Source organism: Pseudomonas cyclaminis (assembly GCF_015163715.1).
In the GTDB taxonomy this organism is placed as follows: domain Bacteria; phylum Pseudomonadota; class Gammaproteobacteria; order Pseudomonadales; family Pseudomonadaceae; genus Aquipseudomonas; species Aquipseudomonas cyclaminis.
This window is the reverse complement of record NZ_JADDUM010000033.1, coordinates 1-16,692: the sequence shown is the minus strand read 5'-3', so window position 1 is coordinate 16,692 and position 16,692 is coordinate 1. Positions and strand designations below refer to the sequence as shown.

The window sequence follows — 16,692 nt, the reverse complement described above, 5'->3', positions numbered from 1 at the left end:
AAGCTGCGCAGTAGCGGGGTTGGGTGCCTTTTTCAAGACCTCAGCGGCCGGGCGTAAGCCTGGCGGGAAGGCCGGAGTATAACAGAGCAATCACGGCGCGCCGCTTTCCTGCTGCTCAACGGCGTGTCCGGATGCCGTAATCGCTTGGATTCCACCATATTTGGCGCTCAATTGCGTGTAGGCCGGCTCCTGTTTGAAGCGTTTGAGCTCGGCGGCAAAACGTTGCACCAGCAGGTCCATGCCCGCGCCACGGCGTACGGCGAGGTATTGCTGCTGGCGGCTGACCACCACGGGGGCCTGGCTGACTTTGTCTTCCAGGCCCAGTGCCTTGATCAGGTGCTGGCCACCCGGCGGTCGGTGATCAACAGGTCGATGCGCCCCAGCAGCAATTTGCCGAAGTTGGCTTCATGGCTGGGGGCCGGCTCGCGGTTGAATTCGGTGGAGTCGATGAAGGGCGAACCGTACAGGTAGCCTGGCGACGTGCCGACCGTGAGGCCGCGCAGGTCGTCAAGGCTTTGGACCGGATGCGGGCGTTCGTTGGCGTAGAACATTACGAACTCCACTTCCGACAGGGGTTCGCTGGGGTACAGCAACAGGGCGTCGCGGTCGTGGCTGTGGAAAATATCCAGGGCGCCGTCAGCATGACCTTGATCAAGCATGGCCAGGCAACGCTTCCAGGGCAGGAACTGCCACTGCACCTCGACCCCCAGGCGCTGGAACACGATCACCGTGGTTTCGTAGTCCAGCCCGTGCATGGCGCCGTGTTCCTCATAGACGTAAGGTGCCCACGGCTCGGTGACAATACGCAATTTCTCGCCGTAAGCGGCCAGGCTCAGGCAAGTAAAAAATGCAGCGGTCAACAACTTCAGAATGACGGGCATACCCTGAGGTTACGACGCCCGTGCGCTAAAGAGAAGCTCTGGCGCAAGCTTCTGCGGGCGCCGCTATTTAGTGGGCGAGGTCATCAGGTGTTCGTAGATGGCTGCACGTCGCTCGCCGAGAATCAGCCGCACCACAGGGTTGGCGAACCAATGTTCGAGTTGGTGTGCGTCGACCGGGCATTTCTGGCGTTCTTCCTGGTTCTGCAGCGCCTTGTCCCACCAAACCGGGCCACAGGCTTGGTCGAATTCATTTTCGTGCTCGTAGCAGCCGTAGAGAATCTCGCGGATGAACTGCTGCTTGCGCTTGGGCAACGCCAGGGTGATCAGCTTGTACATCAAGCGTTGCAGGCGTGGCGGACGGGGCAGGTGCGCGGAGACCTTGCGTGTATCGGCCAGGGCCTGGGCGCAGAGCGGGTCGGCGGCGTGCTTGGTAACCCACGCCTTGACCTTGGCCCGGAACAACTGCTTGCGGCTCCAGTAGTGATGGATGAGGTCGGGGCACTGGCGCACGTCGAGTGTGCGGTAAGCGGCCACCGACAGGCAGAACTCTTCCAGGGTGTAGGCGCCGCGGGCCATGGGGAACAGTTCGTCCATCAGCTCGATCGAGCGATCCAGAATGTGCGCGTCTTGCCGGGTCAGCCCCATGACGCCGGAGTTGAGCAGCCACATCTCGTCGTCGGCCAGGCCTTTGTCGGCCAAGTGTTTGGCCAGGACTTCATACAGCACGCTTTCGTGGTTATCGCCGTACTTGGCGTGAAAGGCATTGCAGAGCACGGTGCCAGGCGCGACGCGTTCGAACAGCGCCATGGGCGAGTCGTGGAAAAACGTGTCGGTGTCGATCAGCAGCGCCAGTTCAGCCGTTTCCAGCACCTGGCGCAACAGCACATGTTTGGTGCGGAAGTGGTAGCCGTGGGGCTCGCTCCAGCGCTGGCGCGTAGCGTCGTCCAATACATGGACCTGCACCGGCAGGCCACGGTAGGGCGCCGGATTGTCGCTGAAGACCTGGATATCCAACGGCATGTCCTGGGGGCCGCCCAGGTGAGAAAGGGCACTGGCGATACTGAATACGGCTTCCTGATGGTAGGTCTCGGCGCCGAATACCAGGTAAATCAGCTGCGGGCGGGGAGTCGGGGACGCTGTATTCATTTACTGCTGGTTTCCTTTCCGAGGATATATAGACAAAAAAAGCCCCCGTAATAACGAGGGCCGGGTACTGCTATTAAACTGGCCTAGCGTGGCAGTTTAAGGTTGTTCCAGATAGCAAGGCTCGGCTCAGCCTGGTTCAGGGTATAGAAGTGCAACCCTGGTGCGCCACCTTGTAACAAACGCTCACACATTTCGCTGATGACCTGCTCGCCGAACGCCTGGATGCTCTTGACGTCGTCGCCGTAGGCTTCCAGTTGCTTGCGCACCCAGCGTGGGATCTCGGCGCCGCAGGCGTCGGAGAAACGTGCCAGCTTGCTGTAGTTGGTGATCGGCATGATGCCCGGCACGATTGGGATATTCACGCCCATGGCCCGTACACGCTCGACGAAGTAGAAGTAGCTGTCGGCGTTGAAGAAGTACTGGGTGATCGCGCTATTGGCGCCGGCGTTGGCCTTGCGCACGAAATTTTGCAGATCGTCCTCGAAATTGCGCGCTTGAGGATGCATCTCCGGGTAAGCCGCCACTTCGATATGGAAGTGATCGCCGCTTTCTTCGCGGATGAAGCTCACCAGGTCATTGGCGTAGCGCAGCTCACCGCTGGCCATACCCATGCCGGAGGGCAGGTCGCCACGCAGGGCGACAATGCGCTGGATGCCGGCAGCCTTGTATTGGGTCAGCAGGCCGCGCAGGTCGTCCTTGCTGTCGCCCACGCACGACAAGTGCGGAGCGGCGGGAACTTTGACTTCGCTTTCCAGCTGCAACACGGTGTTGATCGTGCGATCACGTGTCGAGCCGCCGGCGCCGTAGGTGCAGGAGAAGAAGTCAGGGTTGTAGCTGGCCAACTGCTTGGCAGTCGCCATCAGTTTTTCATGCCCAGCATCGGTCTTGGTCGGGAAGAACTCGAAGCTGTAGCGACGGTCTTGGGACATGGTCATACCCTTGGAAGCTCATAATTGCGCAATGTGTACACCGTCGATGTGGGAGGGGGCTTGCCCCCGATAGCGGAGTGTCAGTTAGCAAATATATCGACTGACCTACCGCCATCGGGGGCAAGCCCCTCCCACATTTACGCCCGCCCCCACAGGGGGGGCAGGCAGCAGGCATATCAGTAGCGGTAAGCGTGCGGCTTGAACGGACCTTCAACGGTCACGCCGATGTAGTCGGCCTGAGTCTTGGTCAGTTGAGTCACCACGCCGCCGAAGCCGCGGACCATTTCCAGGGCCACTTCTTCGTCGAGTTTCTTCGGCAGTACTTCCACGGTCAGGCGCTCGGCTTTCTGGGCGGGCGACAGGTCGGCGTATTTCTGGCCGAACAGGAAGATCTGGGCCAGGACCTGGTTGGCGAACGAGCCATCCATGATGCGGCTTGGGTGGCCAGTGGCGTTACCCAGGTTAACCAGACGGCCTTCAGCCAGCAGGATCAGGTAGTCGTCGTTCTGCGGGTCGAAATCGCCAGCACCGGTACGGTGAACCTTGTGCACCTGTGGCTTCACTTCTTCCCAAGCCCAGTTCTTGCGCATGAAAGCGGTGTCGATTTCGTTGTCAAAGTGGCCGATATTGCAGACAACGGCGCGCTTCTTCAGGGCTTTGAGCATGTTAGCGTCGCAAACATTCACGTTGCCGGTGGTGGTCACGATCAGGTCGATCTTGCCCAGCAGGGCCTTGTCGATGCTCGCTTCGGTGCCGTCGTTCTGGCCGTCGATGAACGGCGAAACCACTTCGAAACCGTCCATGCACGCTTGCATGGCGCAGATCGGGTCAACTTCGGAAACCTTGACGATCATGCCTTCCTGACGCAGGGATTGGGACGAACCCTTGCCCACGTCGCCGTAGCCGATCACCAGGGCTTGCTTGCCCGACAGCAGGTGGTCGGTGCCGCGCTTGATGGCGTCGTTCAGGCTGTGACGGCAGCCGTACTTGTTGTCGTTCTTGCTCTTGGTCACCGAGTCATTGACGTTGATGGCCGGGATTTTCAGCTCGCCCTTGGCCAGCATGTCCAGCAGGCGGTGTACGCCGGTGGTGGTTTCCTCGGTGACGCCGTGGACGCGGTCCAGGATCGCCGGGTATTTCTTGTGCAGCAGCTCGGTCAGGTCGCCGCCGTCGTCGAGGATCATGTTGGCATCCCAAGGCGCGCCATCTTTGAGGATGGTTTGCTCCAGGCACCACTCGTACTCTTCTTCGGTCTCGCCTTTCCAGGCGTAAACCGCGATACCGGCAGCAGCGATCGCAGCGGCGGCCTGGTCTTGAGTCGAGAAGATGTTGCAGGACGACCAACGCACTTCGGCACCCAGGGCAACCAGGGTTTCGATCAGTACGGCAGTCTGAATGGTCATGTGGATGCAGCCGAGAATCTTCGCGCCCTTGAGCGGTTGCTCGCCGGCGTACTTGCGACGCAGGCCCATCAGGGCTGGCATCTCGGATTCGGCGATAAAGGTTTCGCGACGGCCCCAGGCGGCGAGGGACATGTCGGCGACTTTGTAGTCGGTGAAATCTGCAGGCGTGTTGACAGCGCTCATGAAGAGCCTCCATTCGTAGTGTGCGAATGGGCGCCGTTGTGCGTTTAGTATCAGGCCAGGGGAATCAGGCCGGACAACGCCCCATCCGAGCCTGACAGGTTGAACCTGCTGCAGCGCCCCTCGGACAGGTGGCGGGAGAACGGTAGTAGCCGTTCGAAATCGGGGGCGATTATAACGGTCTTTGAGCGACTAGTGGCAAGCTACAAGCTACAAGCGGCAAGTAAAAGCAAATCGGCTTTTAACTTGCAGCTTATAGCTTAAAACTTGAAGCTGGGGGCCATACCCCAATCCTCCAAACACCTCACCCCCGGAGCCCCCCATGAACTTCCACACCCGCAAATGGGTAAAACCCGAAGACCTCAACCCCAACGGCACCCTGTTCGGCGGCAGCCTGCTGCGCTGGATCGACGAAGAAGCAGCCATCTACGCCATCGTCCAACTGGGCAACCAGCGGGTGGTGACCAAATACATTTCCGAAATCAACTTCGTCAGCGCGTCGCGCCAGGGCGACATTATCGAGTTGGGTATCACCGCCACCGAGTTCGGCCGCACCTCCATCACGCTGACCTGTGAAGTGCGCAACAAGATCACCCGCAAAAGCATCCTCACCGTGGAAAAAATGGTCTTCGTCAATCTCGGTGAAGACGGCCTGCCGGCCCCTCACGGCCGTACAGAGATCAAGTACGTGAAAGACCAGTTCCAGGATGGCAGCCTGAGTGAATAACGCGGCAGCGGTTGGATTTTCTTTACCGGATCATTCTGTCTGGATCTTTGCGTAGCGTTCCCGTCACTCAGTCTCACACCCTGCAGTGAGAGACTTGCATATGAAAGTGTCCGGTCCGGTTTATCAGGTTCAGCCGGCGTTGCCTTACCCTTTGGACCCAAGCAGTAGCACCTCGTTGGTCGAGGGTTTAGGGCCACGTAAGTTGAGCCTCTATCGCGACAGCAGTGGCGCAGTGGAGGTGGTTTTGTCACCGCCTGCGCCTGGACACCTGGTGCTCAGCGGTGGCGGTGCCAAAGGTGTTGCCTTTTCCGGGATGACGCAGGCGCTTGAAGATGTCGGGAAAATGCAGGGTATCAAGGTGGTTTCCGGCTCATCCGCAGGGGCAATCTCCGGCGTGTTACTTGCCAGCGGCATGGGGGGCAAGGCTTTCGATACCCTCTCGGATCGCATCGACCTGCCTGGGTTGCTCAACAGCCACGACCCGGTGACGGCCCGGCTGCAAGACGCCAGTTCAAGCCTTGGCAAACTCGCCAGGCATCTGCCTGGCCCGGTCGGCAATATTTCCCAGCTTTTATTGACCATGATGCCGCGCCTGCAGACCGAGGCGCCCCAGTTGGTGGAGATGATGCGCAATGAGTCGCGCAAATCAATTCTCGCCCATATCGCTGACACACCCAGGGCCACCCGGTCAGCCGAACTCATGAAGATTGCCGACCGGCTCAGTGCCGGAGGGGCGCCGACCTTTCGTGATCTTGAGGTGTTGAACCGCGCTATCCCGGCAATCAAGCAACTCAACATCACCGGTACAGCTATGTTCGACGGTCGCCCACAGTTGGTGGTGTTCAACGCCAACCTGACCCCGGACATGGACATCGCCCGCGCTGCGCATATCTCGGGTTCGTTGCCGGTGCTGTTCAAGAGTCCGATGGAGCAGGGTCACGCATTTCAGGAGGGGGCAGAAGTTACGGCCTTTCGCGATGGTGGGTTGCTCCTCAATACCCCAGCTCCCAATATCTTTGACCGTTCATCGCCAGAGAGCACCTTGAACAGAGACGAGCCCCTGATCGTCCAATTCGAATCCGAAAAGCCTGCAACGCCGCAAAAAAGCGGTGGTTTTTTCAGTCATCTGGTCGACACCTTTACCGATACGCCGCACACGGCGGCCCAGGCTTATCAAGATGACCGGCTCAAGGCACTTGCTGATCAGACCGTGACGTTGCCGCTGAACACCACAAAAGGTGACTTCCGCGGCCTGCTCAATGGCACCGTCAACTTCACCATGACCCCTGAACAGAAAGATTATCTGCAGGCGCTGGCGCGTCAAACGGTAGCGGCCCATCTGGAAAGGCGGGACACAACACGTGAGCATTATCAGTTCGCCTCATTGGAAAGCGCGCTGTTGGCGATGGATGATGAATTCATTACCCGTGTCCAGGGTCACTTGGAGAATGATCCGGCTGCCGTAGCCGTACTGAAGTTTCGCGAGGATGCTTGCGAGGCGTTGGGGGGCCTGGACGGTGCGATTACGGATGCCAATCAATCTTCAGGAGCGCTTGCGCTCACGCCCAAGTTGGCATCGGCGCTACGTAATCTGGACGCACTTGCTCGTCGGCCCGAACAAGTCGAGTGGCTGGGGCGGCGCCTTAATGCGGGTGGGCAGCGTAATTTCCAGCAGCTTTTGCAGATGAGCGCCAAGCAGGCGTCGGTTAAAACGCCAACCTCCAAGGTCATGACCAGTGCCATTGCCGAAATGCAGAGGCGCGATATTGCGGTGAAGGCTGAGAACTTCACCCGTGAGGTCATTTACCCATCGCAGTACCGCCCGGGCCAACCCGATGCCAACGTCAAGTTGTTGCAAGCGGCGGCGCTTGACTTGGCCAAGGCGACCACGCCGGCAGCATTCAACCGCGTGCTTGACGGTATTGTCCAAAACTACGGAGCACGCAATAAACCCTGGAGTGAACCGGTCAATTCCACCACTGTGGAACAGGCCAGGGCCTGGCGCATTCCGGTTTAGTGACCTGGCCACTGAACAGCCATCGCTGGGACGTGTCGTAGCTACAGGCACCCCTTGGACTCTGGACCATCATGGCCATACACGAAGACGGCAAAACTCCCAACCTGTCGCAGGAAGAGCAGCAGGATGTGGACAAGAACCAGCCACCCCGTGCAGCGGTGCTGCATGAAATCATCCGCACCCAGGGGGACCAGGAACTGGAGCGCAGTGTGGCCGCCTTGTGGTGGTCGGCATTGGCCGCCGGGTTGACCATGGGCCTGTCGCTGATGGCCATGGGTCTGCTCAATTCACGCCTGCCCGAGGGTGAAGCATTCAAGGTGATTGCCAGCTTCGGCTACTGTGCGGGCTTTCTGGCGGTGATTCTTGCGCGCCAGCAACTGTTCACCGAAAACACGCTTACCGCCGTGCTGCCGGTCATGAGCAAGCCAACGCTGGCCAATGCCGGGCGTCTGCTTCGGCTGTGGTCAGTGGTGCTGGTCGGCAACCTCTGCGGCACCCTGTTGGTGGCCTATGTGATGCTGCACCTGCCGATCTTCGATACCAAGACCGACATGGCCTTCCTGGAGATCGGGCGCAAGATCATGGAAAACGACCCCGGCCAGATGTTCGCCAAGGGCATCGTCTCCGGCTGGATGATCGCCACTATGGTGTGGATGATTCCATCGATGGAAAGCGCCAAGATGTGGATCATTATCCTGATCACGTATCTGATGGCGCTGGGGGATTTCACCCATATCGTGGTGGGTTCGGCAGAAGTGTCTTATCTGGTGTTTGCCGGCGAGCTGCCGTGGAAGGATTTCTGGCTGGTGTTTGCCGGCCCGACACTGGCCGGCAACATCATCGGGGGCAGCTTTATCTTTGCCTTGATCAGCCATGCGCAGATTCGCAGCGAAGGCAGTCTGCCGGGCAAGAAGGCTGCGGACCCAAGGCATCCGCAGCCTATCGACCAGGATCAGTGAGCGTCAGGCGTGGCCTGGGGCTCGTCCCGGGTCACGCGCTTGACCAGCTTGCCGATGCTCAACCCCTGCAACAGTATCGAGGACAGCACCACGATGTAGGTGATGCTCAGCAGCAAGTCGCGCTCCGGGCCCAGTGGCAGGGCCAACGCCAATGCCACCGAAACCCCGCCGCGCAAGCCGCCCCAGGTCAGGATACGAATGGTGCCGCGGGGCACCGTGCGCCAGCGGCGCAGCAGCAGGATCGCCGGGGCCACGGTCAGCAGGCGCGAAAGCAGGATCGCCACTGCGAGCAAACTGGCCGCAAACACGTGCAGCCAGTTGAACGGCAACAGCAGCAGTTCCATGCCGATCAGCGCAAACAGCAAGGCGTTGAGCATGTCGTCGAGCAATTCCCAGAAACCGTCCAGGTAGCGCCGGGTCATGTCGTTCATCGCCAGCTTGCGCCCCAGGTTGCCGATGATCAGCCCGGCCACCACCATCGCAATCGGTGCAGAGACGTGCAGCTCTGTGGCCATCGCCGAGCCGCCGATCACCAGGGCCAGGGTCAGCATGACTTCGATCTGGTGTTGTTCGATGCTCTTGATCATCAGGTACACCAGGTAGCCGATCAGCCCGCCGAACACCACGCCGCCAACCGCTTCATGGACGAACAGCATGGCGGTGGCGCCCACGGTAGGCGTCTCGCCCAATTGCGCGATACCCAGCAGGACGGTAAAGACCACCACCGCCGTGCCGTCGTTGAACAGTGACTCGCCGACGATGGTGGTTTTAAGCGGTTTCGACGCATTGGCAGTACGCAGCACACCCAACACCGCAATCGGGTCGGTGGGCGAGATCAACGCGCCGAACAGGAGGCAGTAGAGGAAACTCACGTGCCAGCCGAACAGGGCAAAGATGTAGTACGCCAGGCTGCCGATCACTACCGTGGCGATCAGCACGCCGAAGGTTGCCAGCAGGCCGATGGGCCAGCGGTAGCTGCGCAGGTCGCTGAGGTTGACGTGCAAGGCACCGGCGAACAGCAGGAACGACAGCATCCAGTTCATCAGCAAGTCGCCGAAGTCGATCTGGCCGATCAGTTGCTGGATACGCTCCTCAAGGCCGGGGTAGCCGAGCACGCTCAGGCCTTGCAGGATCAGGGAAAACAGCAGGGCCGTGACCATGACGCCGATGGTGGGCGGCAGGCCGATAAAGCGGAAGTTCACATAGGTGAGCAGGGTGGTGAGGCAAATGAAGGCGGCGACAAGTTCAAGCATCCGGGGTCCTTGGAGTGGGAGGAAGATCAGTGATGAGTGGGGGGATGGACCGCAGCAGCGGTGTGAGGTTGCACGGCGCCCGATAGAACCTTTTGGTGCGCGGCGGCTCTTAGCGGGTAAGTGCGGTTTGGTATGTTTAGTGCTAAAACTCTAATCGCTGTTTAAAACTACAAAAGGAATGAGTGATGACGGTCGCTTTCTGGTGTGTGTTGATCGCAATTTTTCTGCCTTACCTGTGTACAGGTGTGGCCAAGTTCAGCCAGGGCAAGTTCGGGCCTCGGCAGAATCACGACCCGCGTGCTTTCCTGGACACCCTGCAAGGGGTTGCCAAGCGTGCCCACAGTGCGCAACTCAACGGCTTTGAAGTCACCCCGGCGTTTGCGGCGGCGGTGATAATCGCGCATCTGGCCGGTACGGCCGAGTTGGTGACCATCAATGTGTTGGCCGTGCTGTTTATCACCAGCCGCCTGCTGTACATCATTTGCTACCTGGCCGACTGGGCAATAATGCGTTCGGTGGTGTGGACTGTGGGCATGGCGTTGATTGCGAGTTTCTTCTTTGTCTCGATCTAGGGCCTGACATGCACCCATTGGGGAGCGGGTTGGTTGTGGTGAGCGGGCCCCATTCACCACAGAAGCCCGCTCATCACAATAAGCCTCGTTTCACCGTTGGTTGTCAGCGTCTGTCAGGTTCCACTCGGTGCATCCGGGACCTGTGGCAACGCCGCGCCCTTGGGCCACAACATCCAGATTTGCCCTTGCTGCTTCATATTCCCGGCCAGTTCCCCCGCCGCATCGCCGGTGCCCCAGAACAAGTCCGCACGCACTTCGCCAGTGATTGCACCTCCCGTATCCTGCGCCGCAACCGGACGTGCCAACGGCGTGCCGTCAGGCTTGGTGGTCGACAGCCACAACAAGCTGCCCAGCGGAATCACCTTGCGATCCACCGCCACGCTGTAGCCGGCGGTCAACGGCACATTCAGCGAGCCACGCGGGCCTTCGTTGCTGTCGGGGCGGGCGCTGAAGAACACGTAGCTGGGGTTGCTTGCCAGCAACTCCGGGATTCGCTCCGGGTGCGCCTTGGCCCAGGCACTGATGGCGCCCATGGTCACGTCTTCTTTCTTCAACTCGCCCTGCTCCACCAGCCAGCGGCCGATAGGGCGGTAGGGGTAGCCGTTCTGGTCGCCGTAACCGACGCGCAGTTGACGCCCGTCTTTGAGTTGAATGCGCCCCGAGCCCTGGATCTGCAGGAATTGCAGGTCCATCGGCTGGGTCAACCAGGCAATCGGCTTGGCGCTGGAGCCTTGGCCGTTGATGGCGCTGGCATCGTCGTAAGGCTTGAGCACGCGGCCTTCCAGGCGACCGCGCAGACGCTTGCCCTTGAGTTCCGGGTAGATGCTTTCCAGGTTGACGATGATCAGGTCATCCGGCACGCCATACACCGGCACATGGGCGGTGGCGGTCTTGGTCAGGCTGCCGGGGTAGACCGGTTCGTAGTAGCCGGTGATCAAGCCGTTGGGGGTGTTGTCTGCCGAGCGCAGGCCGAACACATCCAGGCGCTCCTTGAGAAAGCCGCGCACCGCTACGGCATTGCCCGGCACGCTGGCTGCCGCCGCGCAGGTCGCGCCCCATACAGGGTCGGCCTTGAGGCGTTGGCAAGCACTGCGCCAGGATTCAAAGCCGGCCAGCAGGTCGCTGTCGGATACCGTCGGCAGCGCTTCCCAGGGGGCGCTGACGTAAGTGGCAACGGCATGGGGTTTGGCTGCTTCATCTTTAGCTGTGTCTTTACCGGTGTTCTTGCCTGCGTCGCAGCCGGCCAGCAGCGCAATCATCGGCAGAGCCCACGCCAGACGGCGGCTCCAGGGTTTCAACATGAGACTCATACACGTATTTCCTGAAACGATTGCCCGCGCCTTGGCGCTCTTGGGCAACCCTTATTATTAATAGGGCTATTGGTCTTTGCGGGCGGGGCGAGGATACTGGCCGCCGTTTCCCGTGACCCTGAGCCACCATGACTTTTAAAAAAATGACGGTTGTACTGTTGGCCTGCCTGGCAGTGTCTGCCTGCGGCGGCGTCGATCCGAATTCGCCCCTGGGCCAGCGCAAGGCGATCTTCAAGCAGATGCTCAAGACCGGCGAAGACCTGGGCGGCATGTTGCGCGGACGCATTCCGTTCGACGGCGCGAAATTCGCCGAGGGCGCGGTCAAGCTCGATGCGTTGTCCCATGAACCATGGAAGCATTTTCCGAGCGTGCGCGAGCAAGACCACACCAGCGCCAAGGATGATGTGTGGCAAAAACAGGCGCAATTCCAGCAATTGGCTCGCGACCTGCAAGCGGCCACCGGTGAGTTGGTGATCGCCAGCCAGGTGCAGCCCTACAAGGCCAGTAACCTTTCGCCGGCCGTACAGAAAGTCGAAGACGCCTGCAGTGCCTGCCATAAACAGTTTCGTGACCACTGACCGGTTTTACTGGTCGAGTTCTTCCACGGCGTCCTGCAGTTCCTTGCGGGACTCGGCGAGTTTGTCCTTACGTTTGTTGATCTTCTCTGAGTCGCCTTTTTTCATCGCCTTGTCGAGGTCGGCCTGACGGCGGCTGACCTCGTGCTTGGCGTCGAGCACCTTGTTTTCCCGCTCTTTCCTCAACGAGGCATCGGTGCAGTTGGCGGTGACTTCGCTCAAGGCTTTTTCCAGGCCGGCCTGTTGGGCGCTGTTGCCGTGGGCCTTGGCTTGTTCGATCTGGGTGCTGATGGCTTGGCGCTTGGCGGCGCAGCCGGTGAGTTGGGGGGCTTCTTCAGCGGCCAGCAGTGGCGTGGCCATGAAGCTTGCGACGGTCAGCAGGGCAAAAGGGGCGAGGAATTTCATGTGGAGCTCCAGGGTCGCAAAGTGCAGGGTGAATTCTGCGGTGGTTTAAGGGTGGCTGGGTGGGGTTTAAAACCCGTCTATTCCGGCCACGCGTAGTGTTTCAGCCAAAGCCAGTACCTGTGGATCGCGGAAAAAAGCGCTCAGTTGCGCTGCTCGCCCCGGACCTATCCCATCGATGGCCAACCAGGCCTGGGTATCTCTGGCGACCAGCGTCTGCCAGTTACCCTCCAGGTTGCTGCGGGCCGCAGGCGGCACACCCAAGGCTTTGAGCCATTGTGCAAAGGGTCGTTGCCGAGCGCTGTGAACGCTGTCGAGCAGTCGCGCGCGGCTGCGTTCACCCAAGCCATCAATGTTAGCAAGCTCTGCCGTATCCAGGGTTAACCAATCGAGAAAGCCTGCGATTAGACCGGCCTGGATCAATATGTTCCATGTCTCGCGGCCCATGTGCGGCAGCGCCAGGCCCTGGTTGCCGCTCAGCCAGGTCAGGCGTGCGAGCAGCTGTTCTTCGCAGCCTGGGTCCAGTTGCCAGCAACTCAGGGCGTGAAAGTCCTTCGGGTCGGGTACTGGGAGGTCGATCCGCGTGGTATTGCGCAGGATCACCTGGTCCAGTCGGGGGATCACTTGGCCCGCCAGGCTGATGGACACTTGGTCGCCAGGGCGAATATCCAGCGCCTGCCAGCGTTTCAACGAGCCTGCGCTGACGCGGCTGATCTGCCGGTCGTCCAGCCGCACCGGCTCCAGTTCCAGAATCGGCGTGATGCGCCCCGTGCGTCCGATCTTGAACTGCACCTTGCGGACCAGGGCCAACGCCTTGGAAGCGGGGTACTTCCAGGCGACAGCCCAATAGGGTGCGCTGACTTGCCAGCGCTTGGCGGGCGCCCGTGATGCCTGGTGCAACACCACGCCGTCGCTGGCGAAGGGCAGTGGGTGGGTGTACCAATAGGTGCGCCAGTGCGCGGCTTCGGTGATCGTCCGGACGGGTTGGCTGTAGCGCTGGCTGTCGGTGAAACCCCAGTGTGCCAGTGTGTTCATGCGTTCGGTGAATACGGCTGGACCGTCCGGCCAGCCCCAGACGAACAGGCCGATGCTGGCAGCGTCGGCGTCACTCAGTTGCCGACGGTTCATTAAACCGGCCACCTTGCTGCGGGCATTGAGCCCACCAAGCGCCGATTGCACATGGTCGTCGAGGCGCCAATAGAGCTCGCCTTGCAGCACCAGGTCGATCGGCTCCGACAGTTGCTGGACAATCCCTTGGATCCTGCGGGCGGAGGCTGACCAGTCCTGGCCGAGAGTGCCATCGCCGCGGCTGATCACTTGCTTCAACCGGCCCTGACGGTACACCAGCGTCACCGCAACTCCGTCAACCTTGGGTTGGATCCACACGTCGTCTCGGGCGTCCAGCCAAGCGCCGACGGCCTGCTCATCCAGCAGTTTTTCCAGGCCGGTATGGACAACCGGATGTCGCAAGGTGCCCCTAGCGCTGGCCAGTGGGTCATCAGGTTTCGAGGTGGCTGGAGGGAAGCACTGGCGCCAATGGGACAGGCGCTGGCGGGCCTGGTCGTAGAGCTCGTCATGGACGGGGGATTGGCCGAGGCGGTGGTAGCTGTCATCCCACAGGCGGACCTGTTCGGCCAGGGTGTCGACCTGTGTCCGGGCCTCGTCGGGACAGTCTTCGGCCCATGCCAATAAGGGTAACGCGCTGAGTAACAGAGCAATCAATAAACGCATCATGAGCATCCTTGCCCGGAAAGGGTGCCCAGCCTAAATGAACCTCATGGCCACAAAAAAGCCCCGGCAGTGCGGGGCTTTTTACGGGGTGTTTCTGCTTACTTGAACAGACCGCCCAAGGCTTTGACTGCATCCGGCTTATCGGCCTTGGCCTCTTGGGTTTGCTGCTTGGCGTCGGCTTTGGCCTGGGCCTCGGAAAGTTTGTCACAACCTTTGTTGATCTGGTCTTGCGCCGCTTTGAAGGCCTTCACTTTCAAAGTGTCTTTGCTGGCTTCGGCCGCATCGATCTTGGTTTGCAGGTCTGCGGCTTGCTTTTGGCAGTCGCCGGAGTTGCCGCCACCCAGCTGGGAGGTCAGGGCGCCACTCAGTGCGCTCAGGTCCGCGGCGTGGGCCGGCAGAGCGAACAGGCTGAGCAGAAGGGCAGCAGGGGCGAGCGTGGAGATGCGCATGAAAAACCTCAATGTTCGATTGCCTGTGCACGTGTCTATCCCGGGCTGGCGCAGGGCAATATCCAAATAAGGTAGAGGGCCCGAGAGGGCGCGGATTCTAGAGGGCCATCATTGGGCCTGCAAGGTTTGGATCCAAAAAATGTGAAGGGGGTCGCGCAGGCCATAAAAAACCCCGCCGGGCGAACCCGGCAGGGCTTTCAGGTGCAACGCGTGCTTACAGGCCTGCGGCGGTGCGCAGGTCGTTGGCGCGGTCGGTTTTTTCCCAGGTGAAAGTGGTGAAGGTGTCGTCGCCGACAGTCTTCTGCGCAGGGGTACGACCGAAGTGGCCGTAGGCTGCGGTTTCCTGGTACATCGGATGCAGCAGGTCGAGCATGGTGGTGATCGCGTAAGGGCGCAGGTCGAAGATCTCACGCACCAACTTGACGATCTTGTCGTCGCTGATCTTGCCGGTGCCGAAGGTATTCAGCGAGATCGACGTAGGCTGGGCCACACCAATGGCGTAGGACACCTGAATCTCGCAACGCTCGGCCAGGCCGGCCGCAACGATGTTCTTGGCCACGTAACGACCGGCGTAGGCGGCCGAACGGTCAACCTTGGACGGGTCTTTACCGGAGAACGCGCCGCCGCCGTGACGGGCCATGCCGCCGTAGCTGTCGACGATGATCTTGCGACCGGTCAGGCCGCAGTCGCCCACCGGGCCACCGATGATGAACTGGCCAGTCGGGTTGATGTGGAACTGGGTGTCTTTGCTCAGCAGTTCGGCCGGCAGTACGTGCTTGACGATCAGTTCCATCACGCCTTCACGCAGGTCGGCGTAGGACACGTCAGGGTTGTGCTGGGTCGACAGTACGACAGCGTCGATACCCACCACCTTGCCGCCTTCGTAGCGGCAGGTCACCTGGGACTTGGCGTCCGGGCGCAGCCAAGGCAGCAGGCCGGATTTACGCGCTTCGGCCTGACGTTGCACGAGCTGGTGCGAGAAGGTGATCGGTGCTGGCATCAGCACTTCAGTTTCGTTGCTGGCGTAGCCGAACATCAGGCCTTGGTCACCGGCACCCTGGTCTTCCGGCTTGGCACGGTCGACACCCTGGTTGATGTCCGGGGACTGCTTGCCGATGATGTTCATCACACCGCAGGTCGCGCCGTCGAAGCCGACGTCGGAGCTGGTGTAGCCGATGTCGGTGATCACGTCACGGACGATCTGCTCCAGGTCAACCCAGGCGGTGGTAGTCACTTCGCCAGCGATGATCGCTACACCGGTTTTCACCAGAGTCTCGCACGCCACACGGGCGAACTTGTCTTCAGCAATGATGGCGTCCAGCACCGCATCAGAAATCTGGTCGGCGATTTTGTCCGGATGCCCTTCAGACACGGACTCGGAGGTGAAAAGGGAGTATTCGCTCATCTCGATGTTTTCCTGATATTACCGATGGTGAGTGTCGCCAGCCGGTCGCTGAAAATGGCGAACCTGGATCTGGAAACCATTACGTAAGCCTACATAGAGGCTTTCCCCGGGAACGAGCCCCGCAGCGGTGGCCCAACGGGCCAGATCGTCCTGTTCAAAACCCAACCAGAGATCACCGCAGGCCTCCCTGGCCCAATTCTGGTTGTGGCTGCATAAATCCGTAACCAACAGGCTACCGCCGGGGTGCAGCAACCCGGCCATTTGCTTTAAGGCGTCGGCGGGGGCGGCGAAATGGTGCAAGACCATGTTCAGCACCACGCAGTCGGCCTTGATCAGCGTGCCGCTCAAGGCGTCAGCCAGTTGCAGGGTCACATTGCCCAGCGATTCACGCTCGCACAGCTGTCGCGCCAGTTCGAGCATTGCCGGGCTGTTGTCCAGCGCGGTCACCTGATGAAAGCGGCGCGCCAGCTCCGGCAGAAAACCGCCATCCCCAGGCCCGACTTCCAATGCCGTCGCCTCATCACTGAAGCTCAGCTTGTCCAATAGTGCCAGCACGCTGTCGCGGTACTGCGGCAGGCCGGCGATCAGGTCTTGCTGCGCACGAAACTTCTCGGCCACCCGTGCGAAAAAATCCTGACTCGCCGCTGCGCGTTGCCCGTGGACCTGGCCGATGCGCGACTGTACGTCGGTTGCAGGCTCAGGTTGTCCACTTCTTCGAGCAGGGCGGCGTGCAGTTTGCCGCCGAGCAGGTCG

The 16,692-nt window shown here is 60.5% G+C and carries 14 protein-coding genes, 2 pseudogenes and 1 riboswitch; of the genes and pseudogenes, 5 read left to right on the top strand and 11 right to left on the bottom strand.

Annotation, left to right across the window (positions count from 1 at the left end; all coding sequences use genetic code 11):
* Positions 1-90 precede the first annotated feature (90 nt).
* The 4 genes and pseudogenes from IQK56_RS04960 to ahcY all read right to left on the bottom strand — a co-directional run bounded on the left by IQK56_RS04960 (position 91) and on the right by ahcY (position 4,542).
* Positions 91-881 (bottom strand): annotated as a pseudogene (locus IQK56_RS04960) (substrate-binding periplasmic protein).
* A gap of 63 nt (positions 882-944) precedes the next feature.
* Entirely contained in the window at positions 945-2,027 is a 1,083-nt protein-coding gene (locus IQK56_RS04955; RefSeq protein ID WP_193863784.1) for a hypothetical protein, read from the bottom strand.
* 83 nt (positions 2,028-2,110) lie between these two features.
* On the bottom strand, positions 2,111-2,956 hold the full coding sequence (gene metF / locus IQK56_RS04950; protein WP_099586237.1) for a methylenetetrahydrofolate reductase [NAD(P)H]: 846 nt from the start codon (positions 2,954-2,956) through the stop codon (positions 2,111-2,113).
* 176 nt (positions 2,957-3,132) lie between these two features.
* On the bottom strand, positions 3,133-4,542 hold the full coding sequence (gene ahcY, locus IQK56_RS04945; protein ID WP_017735703.1) for an adenosylhomocysteinase: 1,410 nt from the start codon (positions 4,540-4,542) through the stop codon (positions 3,133-3,135).
* Between the two features lie 21 nt (positions 4,543-4,563).
* A riboswitch (S-adenosyl-L-homocysteine riboswitch) is annotated at positions 4,564-4,670 on the bottom strand.
* A gap of 191 nt (positions 4,671-4,861) precedes the next feature.
* On the opposite strand from ahcY, the gene IQK56_RS04940 reads away from it, so the two are divergent.
* From IQK56_RS04940 to IQK56_RS04930, 3 genes are all read left to right on the top strand, one after another.
* A complete protein-coding gene (locus IQK56_RS04940; RefSeq protein WP_150674386.1) occupies positions 4,862-5,266 on the top strand; it encodes an acyl-CoA thioesterase in 405 nt (134 codons plus the stop codon).
* Positions 5,267-5,366: 100 nt separating this feature from the next.
* The gene (locus IQK56_RS04935; protein ID WP_193863783.1) at positions 5,367-7,283 is read left to right on the top strand and encodes a patatin-like phospholipase family protein; all 1,917 of its coding nucleotides are present in this window, start codon (positions 5,367-5,369) and stop codon (positions 7,281-7,283) included.
* A gap of 71 nt (positions 7,284-7,354) precedes the next feature.
* Positions 7,355-8,242: a formate/nitrite transporter family protein gene (locus IQK56_RS04930; protein ID WP_150674384.1), complete on the top strand. Its 888-nt coding sequence runs from the start codon at positions 7,355-7,357 to the stop codon at positions 8,240-8,242.
* Here IQK56_RS04930 and IQK56_RS04925 read toward each other — a convergent pair.
* Positions 8,236-9,495, bottom strand: a complete 1,260-nt coding sequence (locus tag IQK56_RS04925) for a cation:proton antiporter (protein WP_122310491.1) — start codon at positions 9,493-9,495, stop codon at positions 8,236-8,238. The genes IQK56_RS04930 and IQK56_RS04925 overlap by 7 nt on opposite strands.
* A gap of 185 nt (positions 9,496-9,680) precedes the next feature.
* On the opposite strand from IQK56_RS04925, the gene IQK56_RS04920 reads away from it, so the two are divergent.
* Positions 9,681-10,067 (top strand): MAPEG family protein, encoded by a 387-nt coding sequence (locus IQK56_RS04920; RefSeq protein WP_122310489.1) that lies wholly within the window; start codon positions 9,681-9,683, stop codon positions 10,065-10,067.
* Between the two features lie 113 nt (positions 10,068-10,180).
* Here IQK56_RS04920 and mltA read toward each other — a convergent pair whose 3' ends face one another.
* The gene (gene mltA, locus IQK56_RS04915; RefSeq protein ID WP_193863782.1) at positions 10,181-11,377 is read right to left on the bottom strand and encodes a murein transglycosylase A; all 1,197 of its coding nucleotides are present in this window, start codon (positions 11,375-11,377) and stop codon (positions 10,181-10,183) included.
* 128 nt (positions 11,378-11,505) lie between these two features.
* On the opposite strand from mltA, the gene IQK56_RS04910 reads away from it, so the two are divergent.
* Positions 11,506-11,955 (top strand): c-type cytochrome, encoded by a 450-nt coding sequence (locus tag IQK56_RS04910; RefSeq protein WP_193863781.1) that lies wholly within the window; start codon positions 11,506-11,508, stop codon positions 11,953-11,955.
* Between the two features lie 6 nt (positions 11,956-11,961).
* Here the strand turns inward: IQK56_RS04910 and IQK56_RS04905 are convergent, their stop codons facing one another.
* The 5 genes and pseudogenes from IQK56_RS04905 to IQK56_RS04885 form a co-directional block, all read right to left on the bottom strand.
* Positions 11,962-12,357 carry a DUF1090 domain-containing protein gene (locus IQK56_RS04905; RefSeq protein ID WP_099585795.1) on the bottom strand — a complete coding sequence of 132 codons (396 nt, stop codon included), beginning with the start codon at positions 12,355-12,357 and terminating at the stop codon, positions 11,962-11,964.
* 66 nt (positions 12,358-12,423) lie between these two features.
* Positions 12,424-14,088 carry an NAD-dependent DNA ligase LigB gene (gene ligB / locus IQK56_RS04900; protein ID WP_193901575.1) on the bottom strand — a complete coding sequence of 555 codons (1,665 nt, stop codon included), beginning with the start codon at positions 14,086-14,088 and terminating at the stop codon, positions 12,424-12,426.
* Positions 14,089-14,183: 95 nt separating this feature from the next.
* Positions 14,184-14,534, bottom strand: coding sequence for a hypothetical protein (locus IQK56_RS04895; protein WP_099585793.1), 351 nt, complete (start codon positions 14,532-14,534; stop codon positions 14,184-14,186).
* A 214-nt stretch (positions 14,535-14,748) separates the two neighbouring features.
* The gene (gene metK, locus IQK56_RS04890; RefSeq protein ID WP_122310481.1) at positions 14,749-15,939 is read right to left on the bottom strand and encodes a methionine adenosyltransferase; all 1,191 of its coding nucleotides are present in this window, start codon (positions 15,937-15,939) and stop codon (positions 14,749-14,751) included.
* Positions 15,940-15,957: 18 nt separating this feature from the next.
* Positions 15,958-16,692: pseudogene (locus tag IQK56_RS04885) on the bottom strand (class I SAM-dependent methyltransferase); the annotation flags it as partial.